Source organism: Thioclava marina (genome assembly GCF_002020135.1).
Lineage (GTDB): Bacteria > Pseudomonadota > Alphaproteobacteria > Rhodobacterales > Rhodobacteraceae > Thioclava > Thioclava marina.
Genome location: NZ_MPZS01000003.1, coordinates 221447 through 238023, shown reverse-complemented (window position 1 = coordinate 238023; position 16577 = coordinate 221447). Strand labels below are relative to the sequence as shown.

Annotated in this window: 15 protein-coding genes; 9 read left to right on the top strand and 6 right to left on the bottom strand. The window is 64.2% G+C overall.

The genetic code is table 11. The features are described 5' to 3' along the window. The first annotated feature begins 187 nt into the window (after nt 1-187). A complete protein-coding gene (edd, locus tag BMG00_RS15415) occupies nt 188-1993 on the top strand; it encodes a phosphogluconate dehydratase (protein ID WP_078529990.1) in 1806 nt (601 codons plus the stop codon). Nucleotides 1994-2122: 129 nt separating this feature from the next. Further along, nucleotides 2123-2764 (top strand): bifunctional 4-hydroxy-2-oxoglutarate aldolase/2-dehydro-3-deoxy-phosphogluconate aldolase, encoded by a 642-nt coding sequence (gene eda / locus BMG00_RS15410; RefSeq protein WP_078529991.1) that lies wholly within the window; start codon nt 2123-2125, stop codon nt 2762-2764. Between the two features lie 6 nt (nt 2765-2770). Here the strand turns inward: eda and BMG00_RS15405 are convergent, their stop codons facing one another. Continuing rightward, complete coding sequence (locus tag BMG00_RS15405; RefSeq protein ID WP_078575269.1) at nt 2771-3037, bottom strand: hypothetical protein; 267 nt, start codon at nt 3035-3037, stop codon at nt 2771-2773. Between the two features lie 15 nt (nt 3038-3052). Continuing rightward, on the bottom strand, nt 3053-5827 hold the full coding sequence (locus tag BMG00_RS15400) for a bifunctional [glutamate--ammonia ligase]-adenylyl-L-tyrosine phosphorylase/[glutamate--ammonia-ligase] adenylyltransferase (protein WP_078574951.1): 2775 nt from the start codon (nt 5825-5827) through the stop codon (nt 3053-3055). Between the two features lie 144 nt (nt 5828-5971). On the opposite strand from BMG00_RS15400, the gene BMG00_RS15395 reads away from it, so the two are divergent. The 5 genes from BMG00_RS15395 (at nt 5972) to BMG00_RS15375 (ending at nt 10733) form a co-directional block, all read left to right on the top strand. Next, on the top strand, nt 5972-6439 hold the full coding sequence (locus tag BMG00_RS15395) for a YbaK/EbsC family protein (protein WP_078529993.1): 468 nt from the start codon (nt 5972-5974) through the stop codon (nt 6437-6439). Between the two features lie 127 nt (nt 6440-6566). Then, nucleotides 6567-7022 (top strand): DUF2852 domain-containing protein, encoded by a 456-nt coding sequence (locus BMG00_RS15390; protein ID WP_078574950.1) that lies wholly within the window; start codon nt 6567-6569, stop codon nt 7020-7022. Between the two features lie 138 nt (nt 7023-7160). Then, nucleotides 7161-7991: an arginyltransferase gene (locus BMG00_RS15385; RefSeq protein WP_078529995.1), complete on the top strand. Its 831-nt coding sequence runs from the start codon at nt 7161-7163 to the stop codon at nt 7989-7991. 243 nt (nt 7992-8234) lie between these two features. Further along, on the top strand, nt 8235-9332 hold the full coding sequence (locus tag BMG00_RS15380) for a TRAP transporter substrate-binding protein (RefSeq protein WP_078529996.1): 1098 nt from the start codon (nt 8235-8237) through the stop codon (nt 9330-9332). A gap of 288 nt (nt 9333-9620) precedes the next feature. Continuing rightward, on the top strand, nt 9621-10733 hold the full coding sequence (locus BMG00_RS15375; RefSeq protein ID WP_078529997.1) for a TRAP transporter substrate-binding protein: 1113 nt from the start codon (nt 9621-9623) through the stop codon (nt 10731-10733). A 116-nt stretch (nt 10734-10849) separates the two neighbouring features. Here BMG00_RS15375 and BMG00_RS17730 read toward each other — a convergent pair whose 3' ends face one another. From BMG00_RS17730 to BMG00_RS15365, 4 genes are all read right to left on the bottom strand, one after another. Then, on the bottom strand, nt 10850-11017 hold the full coding sequence (locus BMG00_RS17730) for a hypothetical protein (protein WP_093470165.1): 168 nt from the start codon (nt 11015-11017) through the stop codon (nt 10850-10852). Between the two features lie 89 nt (nt 11018-11106). Continuing rightward, nucleotides 11107-11277 (bottom strand): hypothetical protein, encoded by a 171-nt coding sequence (locus BMG00_RS17725; RefSeq protein ID WP_169836825.1) that lies wholly within the window; start codon nt 11275-11277, stop codon nt 11107-11109. A 56-nt stretch (nt 11278-11333) separates the two neighbouring features. Beyond that, complete coding sequence (locus BMG00_RS15370) at nt 11334-13079, bottom strand: TRAP transporter large permease (protein WP_078529998.1); 1746 nt, start codon at nt 13077-13079, stop codon at nt 11334-11336. Continuing rightward, nucleotides 13079-13651 (bottom strand): TRAP transporter small permease subunit, encoded by a 573-nt coding sequence (locus BMG00_RS15365; protein WP_078574949.1) that lies wholly within the window; start codon nt 13649-13651, stop codon nt 13079-13081. Before BMG00_RS15365 ends, BMG00_RS15370 begins: the two co-directional genes overlap by 1 nt. Before the next feature lie 530 nt (nt 13652-14181). On the opposite strand from BMG00_RS15365, the gene BMG00_RS15360 reads away from it, so the two are divergent. Together BMG00_RS15360 and ilvN are read left to right on the top strand one after the other, a co-directional pair. Further along, nucleotides 14182-15927 carry an acetolactate synthase 3 large subunit gene (locus BMG00_RS15360; RefSeq protein WP_078574948.1) on the top strand — a complete coding sequence of 582 codons (1746 nt, stop codon included), beginning with the start codon at nt 14182-14184 and terminating at the stop codon, nt 15925-15927. 86 nt (nt 15928-16013) lie between these two features. Then, entirely contained in the window at nt 16014-16574 is a 561-nt protein-coding gene (gene ilvN / locus BMG00_RS15355; protein WP_038079091.1) for an acetolactate synthase small subunit, read from the top strand. The last annotated feature ends 3 nt before the right edge of the window (nt 16575-16577 follow it).

The window sequence follows — 16577 nt, the reverse complement described above, 5'->3', positions numbered from 1 at the left end:
CCTAGCGCCAAGCGCCTGAGCGCGAAAGCCCCGATCCTTGCCAGCGCCCTGCCCCGCCCCACATAAACAGGTAGCTTTCCGGGTTGCGACGTTAGCGCTAACATGCTAGAGGACGCGCATCCCTTCGATCCACGCTGTCCGCCACGCCTCCCACAGGCGGCCGCAGAGCAAGGAAAGGCCCAAGCCGATGACCCTCGACGCCACAATCGCCCGTGTAACCGATCGTATCCGTGCCCGCTCGGAAGGCCCGCGCGGCGCGTATCTCGCCCGGATGCGCGAAGCGGCAGAGGCCGGACCCGCCCGCGCCCACCTGACCTGCGGCAATCAGGCCCATGCCTATGCCGCGATGGGCGACGACAAGGACGCGCTCGCCGAAGGGCGCTCACCGAATATCGGGATCGTCACCGCCTATAACGACATGCTCTCGGCCCATCAGCCCTACGAAACCTATCCGCAGCTGATCAAGGCGGCGCTTCGTGAGGTTGGCGCCACCGCGCAGGTCGCCGGCGGAGTGCCTGCCATGTGCGATGGGGTCACGCAGGGCCAGCCGGGGATGGAGTTGTCGCTTTTTTCGCGCGATGTGATCGCACTCGCGACGGGTGTGGCGCTCAGCCACAACACTTTCGATGCGGCGCTTTATATGGGGGTTTGCGACAAGATCGTGCCGGGCCTGATCATGGCGGCGGCCACCTTCGGCCACATCCCCGCGATCTTCATTCCCGCCGGGCCGATGACCTCGGGCCTGCCCAATGACGAAAAGGCCCGCGTGCGCCAGCAATTCGCCGCGGGCGAAATCGGCCGCGACGAGCTGATGAAAGCCGAGATGGCCTCTTATCACGGCCCCGGCACCTGCACGTTCTACGGCACCGCGAACACCAACCAGATGCTGATGGAGTTCATGGGGCTGCATCTGCCCGGCAGCTCCTTCGTGAACCCGAACACCCCACTGCGCGAGGCGCTGACGGTTGCTGGCGCCAAACGCGCGGCCGAGATTACAGCGCTTGGCAACGATTACCGCCCGGCCTCGGAAATCCTCGACGAGAAGGCCTTCGTGAACGGGCTCGTGGGGCTGATGGCCACGGGCGGCTCGACCAACCATATCCTGCACCTGCCCGCGATGGCGCGCGCGGCAGGGATCATTCTCGACCTCGAGGATTTCGACGATGTGTCCTCGGTGGTGCCCCTTCTGGCGAAGGTCTATCCGAACGGTTTGGCCGATGTGAACCACTTCCATGCCGCCGGCGGGCTGCAATTCATGATCCGCCACCTGCTGAAATCGGGGCTGCTGCATGAGGACGCCAAGACGGTCGCGGGCGATGGGCTGACGCGCTACACGCAGGACGCCAAGCTGACCGAAGACGGTCTCGTCTGGGTCGAGGGGCCGGAAGACAGCCTCAACGACAAGATCCTGCGCAAACCCGCCGATCCGTTCCAGAAGACCGGCGGCTTGAAGCAACTCAATGGCAATCTCGGGCGCGGCGTGATCAAGGTCTCCGCCGTCGCCGAAGAGCGCCGCCAGATCGAGGCCCCGGTGCGGGTCTTCCACGATCAGGCGGACGTCAAGGAAGCCTTCAAGCGCGACGAGTTCAAGCAAGACACGATCGTCGTCGTCCGCTTCCAGGGCCCCAAGGCGAACGGGATGCCGGAGCTCCACTCGCTCACCCCCACTCTCTCGGTGCTGCAAGATCGCGGGCTGAAAGTGGCGCTGGTGACCGATGGCCGGATGTCTGGCGCGTCGGGCAAGGTGCCCGCCGCGATCCATGTCTCGCCCGAGGCGGCTGATGGCGGCCCGCTCGCCAAGCTGCAGGACGGCGATATCGTGCGGCTCGACGCGGTGACGGGCGAGCTGACTTGCCTCACTGAAGGGTTCGACGCCCGCAGCCCCGTCCAGCCCGATCTGAGCGCCAACCAGTTCGGCATCGGTCGCGAGCTCTTTGCTGCCTTCCGTGCCCATGTCGGCCCCGCGACCTCCGGGGCCTCGGTGGTGCTTTGATTTCTTGCCTCCGGAGGAACTTCTCGGGCTGTTGGAACTCAGAACGCTCTGTCCAATTGCCTCAGATATCCATGCCGGAGGTATTCTGCCCTTTCCGCCCGCGCGGACGTCCAAGACTGGAGTGATCCCATGACCCCTTCCGAACAATCCGCCGCCGCCCGCAAGGTCTGCGAACTCGCCCCGATCGTGCCGGTGATCGTGGTCAAGGACGTGGCCCATGCGGTCCCGCTTGCGAAAGCTCTCATCGCGGGTGGCCTGCCCGCGCTGGAAGTAACCCTTCGCACGCCCTGCGCGCTCGATGCGATCCGCGCGATGGCGGATGTCGAGGGGGGCGTTGTCGGGGCCGGAACGTTGCTCACGCCTGCGGATGTGAAAGCCGCGAAAGCGGCGGGTGCGAAATTCGGGGTCTCACCCGGGGCGACGGATCGTCTTGTGAAAGCCTGCCAGGATGAGGGGCTGGCCCTTTTGCCCGGCGCTGCCACCGCCTCCGAGGTGATGAAGCTTTACGAGATCGGCTACGACGTGCTGAAATTCTTCCCTGCCGAAGCCTCGGGCGGCGCGCCCGCACTGAAGGCCATCGGCGCGCCGATCCCGCAGGTAAGCTTTTGCCCCACGGGTGGGGTCAGCATAAAGAATGCCAATGATTACCTGAGCTTGCCGAACGTTCTTTGTGCAGGCGGATCCTGGGTCGCGCCCGATGCGATGGTGCAGGCGGGCGATTGGGCGGGGATCGAAGCGCTCGCGCGCGAGGCGGCCGCTCTGCCACGCTGAGCGACCCTAGAAGCGCCGTCCGCGCGCGCCGCCGCGCCGCATGGGCGCTCCGCTCTCGCGGGTCAGCCCTTCGCTGAGGACCCGGCTCATCGGGTGCTCGGGCGGCCCTTGATACCCCACCAAAACCGTCCGGATCGCCTCTTTCGCATCCAGACCCGGAGCAAGGCTCAGCGCCCAATCCATGAAGATCGACCGGCATTCGGCCTCGCCGATCCCGTCGATCTTGTAGCTCTCGCGGATCAGCCCTTTCGGATCCGCCTCGTTCATATCCATCAGTTTGCGCCCCATTCAGCCCCCCAAAATCCGATCGACGATGGCCGCGACCTCGGCTGTCGCCGTCTCGAGCCGCGCGCTAAGCGCTTCGAGCGTCTCCATGCCCGTCTCGCGCAGCATGAAGGCGGTTGCCCCCTCGCCCAACGCCTCAAGATCGCGCGCGTCGTCGCTCAGCAGTTTCTCGCCCGCGCGCAGTCTCCACAAGAAGCGATAGGCCGAGGCGAGCGCCTCCCCCGTCGGCTTGTCGACCAATCCCGCACGCGGTCCGATCCTGAGCTGCGCCTCGACCCGGCGCGCCGGCGCTCCCTCGTGGAGCGCGAACCATTGCGCAAGAAGTTCGATATCCTGCAACCGCCCCGCTCCGATCTTGGCTTCCCAGCGCCCTTTCACGGGCTTGGCCGCGAAAATCCGGGCGCGCATTTCGGCGAGATCGGGCAATACCTTTTCCGCCTTGCCCTTGGCCGCAAGCACCTCGAGCCGGATCGCCTCGACCTCGGCGGCCAGATCCGCGCATCCCGCCACCGGCCGCGCCCGGGTCAACGCGAGATGCTCCCAGGTCCAGGCCTCGTTCATCTGGTAATCGGCAAAACTCGAAAGCGCCGTCGCGACCGGCCCTTGGCGCCCGGACGGGCGCAGTCGCATATCGACCTCATAAAGCATCCCCTCGGGCATTTGCGCCGAGAGCGCCGTGATCAGCGCCTGGGTGAGCTTTGCGTAGTAAGCCCTTGTCGCAAGGGACTTCTTGCCTTCGGAATAGTCCTGTCCGGCGGGATCGTAGATAACGATGAGATCCAGATCCGAGCGCGCATGAAGCCGCTCCGCCCCGAGGCTGCCCATCCCCAGAACCACCGCCCCCTTGCCCGGGCATGGCCCGAAACGGCGCGCGAATTCCTCCTGGACCGCGGGCCAGAGCGCTGCAAGTACCGCACCCGCCACATCGGCATATTGGCCCGCCGCCTCGGACGCATCGACCAGTCCGCGCAGGTGATGAACGCCAACGCGGAACTTCCATTCCTTCGCCCAGCGACGTGCCGCGATCAGCGCCGCCTCGTAATCGCCTGCCTGCGTCAGAAGCCGCTCGAGATCGACCGTCAGCGCATCGCGCCCGGGCCAGGGCGAAAAGAAGCTGCCGCCCAGAACCGCATCAAGAACGCCCGCATTGCGCGAGAGATAGCTCGCAAGCCCCGGCGCTGTTGCGCAGATGTCGACAATCAGATCAATCAGCTGCGGGCTAGCCTCGAAGAGCGAGAAAAGTTGAACCCCGGCAGGCAGCCCTTTGAGGAAGCCGTCGAACTGGGTCAACGCCTCATCCATATTGGCCGCCCGCGCCATCCGGCCCAGCAATTCCGGTTCAAGCCGCTTGAAGATCGTGCGCGCGCGTTCGGAGCGCAGCGCGGGATAGCTGCTCCAGCCTTCGACGATCTGGCGCGCACTCTCGGACAGTTCTGGCCGCTCGCTCGCCTCATCGGGCGCGAAGAAATCATTGGTCAGGGCTTCTACCCGCTCAAGCCGCGCGCGCAGCCGCTCGGACCAGCGCGCGACATTCCCCTCGCCCATCATCGCCGCGATCCGCGCAAGCGCGTCCTCGTTCGTGGGCAGGAGCTGGGTCTGAGCATCGTTGACCATCTGGATGCGGTGCTCGATCTCACGATGCTCGCGGTAATGGGCAATCAACTCTTCGGCCACATCACCCGGCACCCAGCCCTTCGCGGCAAGCGCGCGCATCCCGCCGACGGTGGTGCGATCGCGCAAGGATTCGTCACGCCCGCCCGCGATCAGCTGGCGGGTCTGGGTGAAGAACTCGATCTCGCGGATGCCGCCCTGGCCGAGCTTGATGTTGTGGCCCGGCACTTCGATCGGCCCGTGCAGCCCCTTATGCTCGCGGATGCGCAGCCGCATGTCATGCGCGTCCTGGATCGCCGCGAAATCGAGATGCTTGCGCCAGACGAAGGGGCGCAGCGTTCCGAGAAACCGTTCTCCGGCCGCGATATCGCCCGCGCAGGGGCGCGCCTTGATATAGGCCGCGCGCTCCCATGTCCGCCCCTCGGATTCGTAATAGAGTTCGGCCGCCCCCATCGAGATGCAGACCGGCGTCACGCTCGCATCCGGGCGCAGGCGCAGATCGGTGCGGAAGACATACCCTTCGGCGGTGCGGTCATTGAGCATTCCCGCCATCTTCCGCGTCGCCCGGATCAGCGCCGCGCGCGCCTCCATCTGGTCGATCGAGTCGTAGCGGGTCTCATCGAAGAGGCATATCAGGTCGATATCCGATGAGTAGTTCAGTTCCCCCGCCCCCATCTTGCCCATGGCGAGCGCGACCATCCCGGCGGCGGTCTCGGCGTCCTCTTCGGTCGCGCCGGGGATCTTGCCGCGCCGGATCTCTTCGCCGACGAGCCGTTTCAGGGCGAGATCGACCGCGAGATCGGCCAGCCGCGTCAACGCTCCGGTCACCTCTTCGAGACACCAGACCCCACCGAGATCGGCCAGCCCCGCAAGCAACGCCACCCGGCGCTTGGCGCGGCGCAGCTCGTTTGGCAGATCAGGCAGCGCGACCGGACCGAGGCGCGCAAATTCCTCGGCCAGCGCGGCCTCGGGGTTGCCCGCAAGCGCGGGGCGCAACCAGTCTGCCTCCTTCTCCATCAAGCCCTTGAGATAAGGGCTGCACCCGGCCGTTCCGGCCAGAAGCTCACACAGCTCGGGCGCCAGATCGCCAAAGAGCGCGCGCGCTTCCGCGGCACGTTCGGGCTCGAACGGGAGCGGGGCACGGGTGAGACGGGTGGCGAAAGGCATGGCGTCATGCTTACCGTGCCCCGCGCGCGGGTCAATGGGGATCGGGGGGATTGGATCGGGGCGGCATCTCGTCCTAGATGTCCCGGCCGGGGTGCGAAAGAGAGATGCCGGATGCCTCCGGCGGGGATATTGGGAGCAGTTGGAATGAGCAAATCACTCAAACGGGTCCGCGCGGCGCTCGAGGCGGCGGGAGCTGAATTCGAGATTTCCGAACCGGGAGAGGCGCGCACCGCCCAGATGGCCGCCGACGCGGTGGGCTGCGAGGTCGATCAGATCGCCAAGTCGATCATCTTCCGCGGTGAAGAGAGCGGGCATGTCGTTTTGTTCATCACCGCGGGCGCGAACCGGGTCAGCGCCGAGAAGGCAAGCGCCGTCGCGGGCCAACCGCTCGGCAAGGCCGATGCCGGCCTGATCCGCGCGGAGACGGGCTTTGCCATCGGCGGCGTCGCCCCGGTCGGTCATATCAGCCCGATCACCGCCTTTCTCGATCCACGGCTTTTCGATTTCGACACGGTCTGGGCCGCGGCGGGCACGCCGCGCCATGTCTTTTCGATCACGCCTTTCGATCTGGAGCGTATCAGCGGCGCGAAACGGGCCGACTTCATCGAATAAACACACGTGATTCCGGTGCTTTGCGCGAAGGATGTAAAAAACATTCACATACCCTCTTGCAAAGCGCTTGCCCGCTTCCGATCTTGGGGATGTGAAAAGCATTCACATACTCAACCCGGAGGTTCCGATGTCCGCCTATTCCACCAACACGATTCCCGCTCCGCGCGGCAATTGGTTCACTCGTGCGATCGAGTGGATGGATGGGAACGGCCCCGGCGCGTGGATCGCGCTGATGGTGGCCGGTTTCATCTTCGCCGGCCCGCTGGGCCTGGTTCTGTTGTTCTTCATTCTCTTCACCGGTCGGTTCGGGCGCCGCTGGCGCACCGGCGAGGCCACCCAGCGCCGCGCTTTCGGTTGCTGCGGTTCGACCCGCCTGCATGTCTCGCGCACGACCGGCAACGCTGCCTTCGACGCCTACAAGGCCGACACGCTTGAGCGTCTCGAGCGCGAGCAGCAAGAGTTCGAAGACTTCCTGCGCCGTCTGCGCGAGGCCCGCGACAAGGCCGAGTTCGACCAGTACATGGACGAACGCGCCAAGGCGGCTGCTCAGGAGGACGATGCCGAAGTGAGCGAACGCGCCTGATCGCGCCTCCCTTCCCGACTTCCCTCGGCGCCCCGGTTGACCTGACCGGGGCGCCTTCTATGTGTGGAGAAGGAAACACTTGGCGGGTGCGAGCCTCTTTGCTAGCCTTCGAGCCAACCCGCCCCGATCGAGGCATTCATGCGCCATTCGCTTCCGCTCGCTCCGCAGTTCTACGTGACCGCGCCGCAGCCCTGCCCCTATCTGGATGGCAGGTCAGAGCGTAAACTTTTCACGGCCCTGCAAGGGGAAGGTGCGGAAAAGCTTAACAACGCGCTGTCGCGGCAGGGATTCCGGCGTTCGCAGAACGTGCTGTACCGGCCATCCTGCGCCGATTGCATGGCCTGCCTCTCGGCCCGGATCCGAGTCGCGGATTTCGTGCCGACGAAATCGCAGCGCCGCGTACTCAAGCGCAATACCGACCTGCGCCGCACCGCGACCAGCCCCTGGGCCACCGAAGAGCAATTCGCCCTCTTCCGCCGCTATCTCGACACGCGCCATGCCGATGGCGGCATGGCCGATATGGATATCTTCGAGTTTGCCGCGATGATCGAGGAGACGCCCGTCAAATCGCGCGTGATCGAATATCGCGAGAGCGCCGAGACGCCGGGCTCGATGCGCGCGCTGATCGCGACCTGCCTCACCGATGTGCTCGATGACGGGCTGTCCATGGTCTATTCCTTCTACGAGCCCGAACGGATCAAGGACAGCCTTGGCACCTATCTGATCCTCGATCATGTCGAGATCGCGCGCCGCGTCGGCCTGCCCTATGTCTACCTGGGCTATTGGGTGCCGGGCTCGCGCAAGATGGGCTACAAGGCGAATTTCAGTGCGCTCGAAATCTACAAGGGCGGAAACTGGATCGATATCGGGGACCCGGCCAGCCACGAAACCGAGACACATCCGCTCTCGGTCGACCCGATCGCCGAGCAGGTCGCCCGCATCCAATTGCCCGATACACGCGGAAGCTGAAGGCTTCGGGCCGGGACCCGTCGCCGGATTCGCAGGCAGCTGCCCAACCCTTGTGCAGCCCTCCCGCGTCAAACCATTTCTGAGAATTTTTTTTGTGATCGTAAGCGTTTGAGCACGCGCCATCACTGGACAGTTTCGGTCTGTGGTGAAACGGTCCCCACAGGCCCGCGATATCATTGGAGGATGCGCGGGCGGCGGGGACAATGCTCCCCGCATCTCGAAGCAAACATGGGAGGATCCATCATGGACCGTCGTTCCTTTCTGACGAAAGCTGCGCTGGGTGGTGCGGCTGCGAGCACCTTGGCTGCGCCCGCGATCGCACAGAGCAACCCTCAGATCACCTGGCGCCTCGCCTCGTCCTTCCCCAAATCGCTCGACACGATCTATGGCGGCGCGGAAGTGCTCTCGAAGATGGTCGAAGAAGCCTCGGACGGCAATTTCAAGATCCAGGTCTTCTCCGCGGGCGAGATCGTCCCCGGCCTGCAGGTCGCCGATGCCGTGATGAATGGCACCGTCGAGGCCTGTCACACCGTGGGCTACTACTTCTGGGGCAAAGACCCGACCTGGGCGCTCGGCGCGGCGGTGCCCTTCTCGCTCAACGCACGCGGCATGAATGCCTGGCACTATCACGGCGGCGGCATCGAGCTTTATAACGAGTTCCTGGGCAAGCAGGGCCTCTACGGCCTTCCGGGCGGCAATACCGGCGCGCAGATGGGTGGCTGGTTCCGCAAGGAGATCAACTCGGTCGAAGATCTCAAGGGTCTGAAGATGCGTGTCGGCGGCTTCGCGGGCAAGGTGATGGAAAAGCTCGGCCTCGTGCCGCAGCAGATCGCCGGCGGCGACATCTACCCGGCGCTGGAAAAAGGCACCATCGACGCGACCGAATGGGTCGGCCCCTATGATGACGAGAAGCTCGGCTTCTACAAGGTTGCGCCCTACTACTACTACCCCGGCTGGTGGGAAGGTGGCCCGACGGTCCACTTCTTCTTCTCGAAAGAGAAGCTGGAAGGTTTGCCCAAGCAATACCAGGCGCTGCTGCACACCGCGGCGCAGGCGGCTGACTCGGACATGCTCCAGAAGTATGACATGAAGAACCCGGCAGCGCTGAAGACGCTGGTGGCCAACGGCACCCAGCTGCGTGCCTTCTCGCCCGAGATCATGCAGGCCTGCTTCACCGCAGCCAACGAGGTCTATGCGGAAATGGAGGCCAACAACGCCGAGTTCGCGAAGATCTGGGGGGCCATCAAGGACTTCCGCAAGGACTGGTTCACCTGGGAACAGCTGGCCGAGTTCAACTACGATTACTTCATGATGAGCCAGGCGAACCAGGGCAAGCTCTGACCGTCCCGGCCTGACCGGTCGCCTCGACTGGTCAATCCAATGATCCGGCCCCGGCGCAGCGATGCGCCGGGGCTTTTTTCTGACCATTCGAAATGTGTGTGCGAAACCTTATGCCGCAGGCTCGGCACGCGAGGATTTGACCAAAAACCGGGAAAAGCCGGAAAAGGCCGGTTTACAGGTGCAATCGGTCAAGTAAAGTGACCGCCATGGACGCCCGCGGAGGGAGCCTTCGGGCTAGGAGCGGGCGGAACCTGTCAAGACGAGAACCAAAACCGGGAGGAATACCATATGGATCGTCGCTCTTTCCTGCGCAAAGGCGCACTTGGCGGGGCTGCCGCGGCTGCGGGCAGTGCGCTTGCCGCACCGGCCATTGCGCAAGAAACCCCGACCGTGACCTGGCGCATGACCTCGTCCTTCCCCAAATCGCTCGACACGATCTACGGCGCGGCCGAGACGATGGCGAATTACGTCAAGGGAATGACGGACGGCAAATTCAACATTCAGGTCTTCGCGGCTGGCGAGATCGTCCCGGGCTTGCAAGCCATGGACTCGGTTTCCAACGGCACCGTCGAGGCTTGCCACACCGCATCCTACTACTACTGGGGCAAGGATCCGACCTTCGCTTTCGCGACCGCTGTGCCCTTCGGCCTCAACGCGCGCATGCAGAACGCCTGGTTCTACTATGGCGGCGGCAATGATCTGATGAACGAGTTCTACGCGAACTACGGCATCACCGCTTTCCCGTGCGGCAACACCGGCGCCCAGATGGGCGGTTGGTTCCGCAAGGAAATCAACACCGTGGAAGACCTCAAGGGCGTGAAAATGCGCATCGGCGGCTTCGGCGGCAAGGTCATGGAAAAGCTCGGCGTCGTGCCGCAGCAGATCGCCGGCGGCGACATCTACCCGTCGCTCGAGAAGGGGACAATCGACGCCACCGAGTGGGTCGGCCCCTACGATGACGAGAAGCTCGGCTTCTACAAGGTCGCGCCCTACTACTACTACCCGGGCTGGTGGGAAGGCGGCGCTTGCCTGCACGCCATGTTCAACAAGAACGCCTATGACCAACTGCCCGAGGCCTACAAGGTCGCGCTGCAGGCGGCGACCCAGGCGGCCAACTCGGACATGATGGCGTCCTATGACGCGAAAAACCCGACCGCACTCAAGACGCTTCTCGCGCAGGGCACGCAGCTGCGTCCGTTCTCGCAGGACATCCTCGACGCCTGCTTCAAGGCCGCGCAGGAAGTCTATGCCGAGATCGGCGCCTCGAATGCCGGGTTCAAGAAGGTGCATGACCACATCTTCGCCTTCCGCAATGACGCGTATGGCTGGTGGCAGCTGTCGGAGTTCAACTTCGACTACTTCATGATGCGCCAGCAGGCGGCGGGCAACCTCAAGCTCTGAGAGCGCCCCTGAGACAACGAGAAGGCCCCGGATCACTCCGGGGCCTTCTTCGTTTCTGCCGTGGGGCCTTGGTCGGGGGCGCAGGAAGACCCTACATCAGCGCACCGCCCCTCGCGTTACTGCGTCGTGACAGCCCCGGCGGTTGCCCCGGCCACCGCACCCACGGGACCCGCCACGACAAGCCCGCCCACGCCACCGGTCGCGGCGCGTTCGGTCACGGTATCGCCACAGGCCGCAAGCGTGCCCACGAGGCCCATCGCCATCAAAAGTGCTAGACTACGCATCTCATTTTCCTTTCCGGTCAATCAGCCGCGAAGGCGGCCAGCCATCAGGAAGACGCGCGATCCCCTCTCCCGGTTCCCCGGCTCAGGGGTCAGTTGGTCTTGGTGACGACGCCAAGCCCGGCCCCGACGACCGCGCCCACGGGCCCCGCCACGACCAGGCCACCCACACCGCCCGTCGCCGCGCGCTGCTCCGTGGTGTCTCCGCACGCCGCCAGCCCTGCCAGCACGGCCCCCACGAGAAAGTATCGAACGATCCGCATCTCAGTCTCTCCAGTTACAAGAAAAGGGCGGCCCCGCAGGGCCGCCGCTTGATCTCTTAGTTGCCACCCGGCGTCGGCAGCGGCGGCAAGCCGCCCGGTGCGGGCGCACCCGGAGCGGGCGCTCCACCCGGCGCACCGAGCGGCGGCAAGCCACCGAACCCGGGAAGACCGCCACCATCCAGACCCGGCATGGTCGGCAGCTTGATCTCGACCGTGGAAGGATCCACGACCTTGCCCTTGTAGTGCATCACCATGCCCGGGAAGGCGATCACGATGGCGATCATCGCGATCTGGATGAACACGAAGGGAATGGCGCCCCAGTAGATCTGCGAGGTCTTCACAGGCTCCATCTTCTTGCCGGTGACCTTGTCGATATAGGGCACCTTGGCCGCGACCGAGCGCAGGTAGAATAGCGCGAAGCCGAAGGGTGGGTGCATGAACGAGGTCTGCATGTTCACGCCCAGGATGACGCCGAACCAGATCAGGTCGATCCCCAGCTTCTCGGCGGCGGGCGCCAGAAGCGGCACGATGATGAAGGCCAGTTCGAAGAAATCGAGGAAGAAGGCCAGGAAGAACACCAGCAGCGAGACCACGATCAGGAAGCCCAGCTGGCCGCCCGGAAGCGAGGTCAGCAGGTGCTCGACCCAGATCTGCCCGTTCACGCCGTAGAAGGTGAGCGAGAAAACCCGCGCCCCCAGCAGGATGAAGAGCACGAAGGCCGACAGACGGGTCGTCGCGGCCAGCGCGTCGCGCACCACCTGATAGGACAGGCGTTTCTTCACTGCCGAGAGCACGAGCGCACCCACCGCGCCCATCGCACCACCTTCGGTCGGCGTCGCCACGCCGAGGAAGATCGTGCCAAGCACGAGGAAGATCAGCGCCAGCGGCGGGATCAGCACGATGACCACCTGCTGCGCCAGACGGCTCATCAGGTTGGTCTTCAGCCCCTTGTCGAGCAGTGCCACGACATAGATCGCGATCACCGCCACGCCTGCCGCGATGATCTCGGCGTTGTTGACGCTCGACCCGCTCGCCTCGAAATACTTCTCGGCGAAGATGTAGATGGCCACGGCGCCCGCAAGCGCCACGATCAGCGACATCACGCCAGAACCCAGCGTGCGCGCCTCTTTCGGCAGCGCGGGCATCGAGTGCGGTTTGATGATCGACATCACCAGCACGTAACCAAGGTAGATGCCGGTCAGCACCAGACCCGGGATCAGCGCGCCCTTGTACATATCGCCCACCGAGCGGCCGAGCTGGTCGGCCAGAACGATCAGGACGAGCGAGGGCGGGATGATCTGCGCGAGCGTGCCTGACGCCGCGATGACGCCGGTCGCCACCTTCCGGTCATAGCCGTAACGCAGCATGATCGGCAGCGAGATCAGACCCATCGCGATCACCGAGGCCGCGACGACGCCCGTGGTGGCGGCCAGAAGCGCGCCCACGATGATCACCGCATAGGCCAGACCGCCGCGCACCGGGCCGAAGAGCTGGCCGATCGTGTCGAGAAGGTCCTCGGCCATGCCGGATTTCTCCAGCACGATCCCCATGAATGTGAAGAATGGAATGGCCAGGAGTGTCTCGTTACTCAAGACCCCCCAGAAGCGTTCCGGCATCGCGTTCAGCAATGGCCAGCTGAGGTTGATCGAGCCACCCGAGTAGCCCGAAAGCTCGACGCCGATGACGAAGAACAAAAGACCGTTGGCGGCGAGCGCGAAGGCCGCCGGATAGCCGATCAGCAGGAAGACGATCAGCGAGACGAACATGATCGGGGCCATGTTCTGCGCGATAAGCTCAAGCATCAAAGGCCCTCCTCTTCGGCGATCGGATCATGACCGTGATGCCCCGCGCTGTCGGCATGGGGATCCTCGATCAGGCCGCGCATCACCGCGATCTTCTTGATGATCTCGGACACGCCCTGGAAGAAGAGCTGCCAGAAGCCGATCAGCAGGAGCATCTTCGCCGGCCACAGGATCAGGCCGCCCGAGTTCGTGGACATCTCGCCCGAGCGCAGCGACAGCATCACGAAGGGCGTCAGCTTGAACAGCATCAGGATGACGAAGGGCATCAGGAAGAAGATGTGGCCGAGAAGGTCGATCCAATGCTGCACCCGGCGCGAGAAGGCGCCATAGACGATGTCGATCCGGATATGCTCGTTCTGCTTGAGCGTATAGGCCGCCGCTCCGAGAAACGCCGCGCCGAAGAGATACCATTGCAGTTCCAGCCAGGCATTCGACGACATGTCGAACAACTTGCGAACGATGGCGTTGGTCGCACTCACGAGGATCGACACGAGGATCAGCCAGGCAACTGCCTTGCCCACTCTTTCGTTGATGGTGTCGATCAGTCGTGAAAGGGCCAGCAAAGCGCCCATCTCACTTCCTCCCTAGTTTCTTGCCCCGCCTCAGGGCCATTGCTCCCGTGATTGACCGAGCGGACAAGAAAGGTCAAGCAATTAAGGGCAATCTGGTATAATCACTTGACCACCTCCGACGGCTCCCACCCCAACGCGATCGAATTTCAGGCCCATTTCGCCTCACCCTGCGTCACGCGATGCTCAATTCCCCGCGACGGGACCACCGTGAATTTCGCAAAGTTGCGACGGCAATCGCAGCTTGCGCAATTTTCGGGAAAAAATTTGGCCACCCGCGACACTTTATTCAGGCTTTGGGCATTGACGCCCCCTCCGAGCGCTCATAATGTCCGCGCGAAGCATCGAAAAAGGAATTCGCGATGAATGCGATTCTTCTTGTCATCGTAGGAGCCAAGCGCATGGGCCGGTAACGGTTTGACCATGAAGGTTCCCATGCGCCCCCGCCTCAAAGCCGGGGGCTTTTTCTTGACAGGACGATGCGGCGACGACAGACGGGGCTGGACCCGTTGGCGGGAATATGGAGTGAGCATATGGCACGGCAGATGACCGGCGCGAAGATGGTGGTGCAGGCGCTGAAGGATCAGGGGGTCGATACGATCTTCGGCTATCCCGGCGGCGCGGTTCTTCCGATCTACGACGAGATTTTCCAACAGAACGACATTCATCACATCCTCGTCCGCCACGAGCAGGCCGCCGTCCACATGGCCGAGGGCTATGCGCGCTCGACGGGCAAACCCGGCGTGGTGCTGGTGACCTCGGGCCCGGGCGCGACCAATGCGGTGACCGGCCTGACCGACGCGCTGATGGACTCGATCCCTCTCGTGGTGTTCACCGGCCAGGTCCCGACCTTCATGGTGGGCACCGACGGGTTCCAGGAGGCCGACACCGTGGGCATCACCCGCCCCTGCACCAAGCATAACTGGCTGGTGAAGGATACCGACAAGCTCTCGGAGACGATCCATCAGGCCTTCCACGTCGCCACCTCGGGCCGTCCCGGCCCGGTGCTGATCGACATGCCCAAGGATGTGCAATTCGCGACCGGCACCTATACCCCGCCGAAGGCCGCGCGCACCGACAATTACCAGCCGCAGGTGAAGGGCGATCTCGAGGCGATCACCCAGCTCGTCGAGCTGATCGAACAGGCCGAGCGCCCGGTCTTCTATACCGGCGGCGGCGTGATCAACTCGGGCCCCGCCGCAAGCCAGTTGCTGCGTGAACTCGTGGACGCGACCGGCTTCCCGATCACCTCGACGCTGATGGGTCTGGGCGCCTACCCCGCCTCGGGCAAGTCGTGGCTCGGCATGCTGGGGATGCACGGGCTCTACGAGGCCAACCTCGCGATGCATGGCTGCGACCTGATGATCAACCTCGGCGCGCGCTTCGACGACCGGATCACCGGGCGCATCCCCGATTTCTCGCCGCGCTCGACCAAGGTGCACGTCGATATCGATGCCTCCTCGATCAACAAGATCATCCCGGTCGAACTGCCGATCCTCGGCGATATCGGCCATGTGCTCGAAGATGTGCTCAAGGTCTGGAAAGCGCGCGGGCGCAAGGTCAACAAGGCCGGGCTCGAGAAATGGTGGAAGAAGATCGACGAGTGGCGCGCGGTGAATTGCCTCGCCTACACCAACTCGGAAAAGACGATCAAACCGCAATATGCGTTGCAGCGCCTCGAAGAGCTCACCAAGGGCATGGATCGCTACATCACGACCGAGGTCGGCCAGCACCAGATGTGGGCCGCGCAGTTCCTCGGCTTCGAGGATCCGAACCGCTGGATGACCTCGGGCGGCCTCGGCACGATGGGCTACGGCTTCCCCGCCTCGATCGGCGTGCAGATTGCCCATCCCGACGCGCTCGTGATCAACGTGGCGGGCGAAGCGAGCTGGCTGATGAACATGCAGGAAATGGGCACCGCTTCGCAGTTCCGCACGCCCGTAAAGCAGTTCATTCTCAATAACGAGCGCCTCGGCATGGTCCGCCAGTGGCAGGAGCTGCTGCATGGAGAACGCTACTCGCAGAGCTGGTCTGAAAGCCTGCCCGATTTCGTGAAGCTCGCCGAAAGCTTCGGCTGGAAGGGGATCCAGGTCTCCGACCCCGCCGAGCTCGACGATGCGATCATGGAGATGATCAATTACGACGGGCCGGTGCTGTTCGACTGCCTCGTCGAGAAGCACGAGAACTGCTTCCCGATGATCCCGAGCGGCAAGCCGCATAACGAGATGCTGCTGGCCGCCGATGCCGATGCCTTCAAGGAAGGTGCGACGCTGGTGTGATCGCGGCCGGGGGCGCTGCCCCCGGACCCCCGGGATATTTGGACCAATTCGAAGATCGGGTCCGAACAACGTAAAGGAGAGAGGCAATGGCCGCTCTGAAGATCAAGAAAGGCTCCTCGAGCCACTCCGCCTACGACCTGCGCGACAGCCACAGCCAGATCGAGAGCTCGCATACGCTCGCCGTGATCGTCGATAACGAGGCGGGCGTTCTGGCCCGCGTGATCGGACTGTTCTCGGGGCGCGGCTACAATATCGACAGCCTCACCGTGGCCGAGGTCGATCACAAGGGTCACAAGAGCCGGATCACCGTCGTCACCCGCGGCACCGAGAGCGTGATCGACCAGATCAAGGCGCAGCTCGGGCGGATCGTGCCCGTGCACGAGGTGAAGGACCTGACCGTCGAGGGCTCGCCGGTCGAGCGCGAACTGGCGCTGATCAAGGTTTCGGGCACGGGCGACAAGCGTATCGAGGCGCTGCGCCTGGCAGAGATCTTCCGCGCCAATGTGGTCGACTCGACGCTGGAGAGCTTCGTCTTCGAGATCACCGGCACGCCCGAGAAGATCGACGCTTTCGCCGATCTGATGCGCCCGCTGGGTCTGGCCGAGGTCGCCCGCACCGGCGTCGCGGCCCTCTCGCGCGGGGTCTGAGCG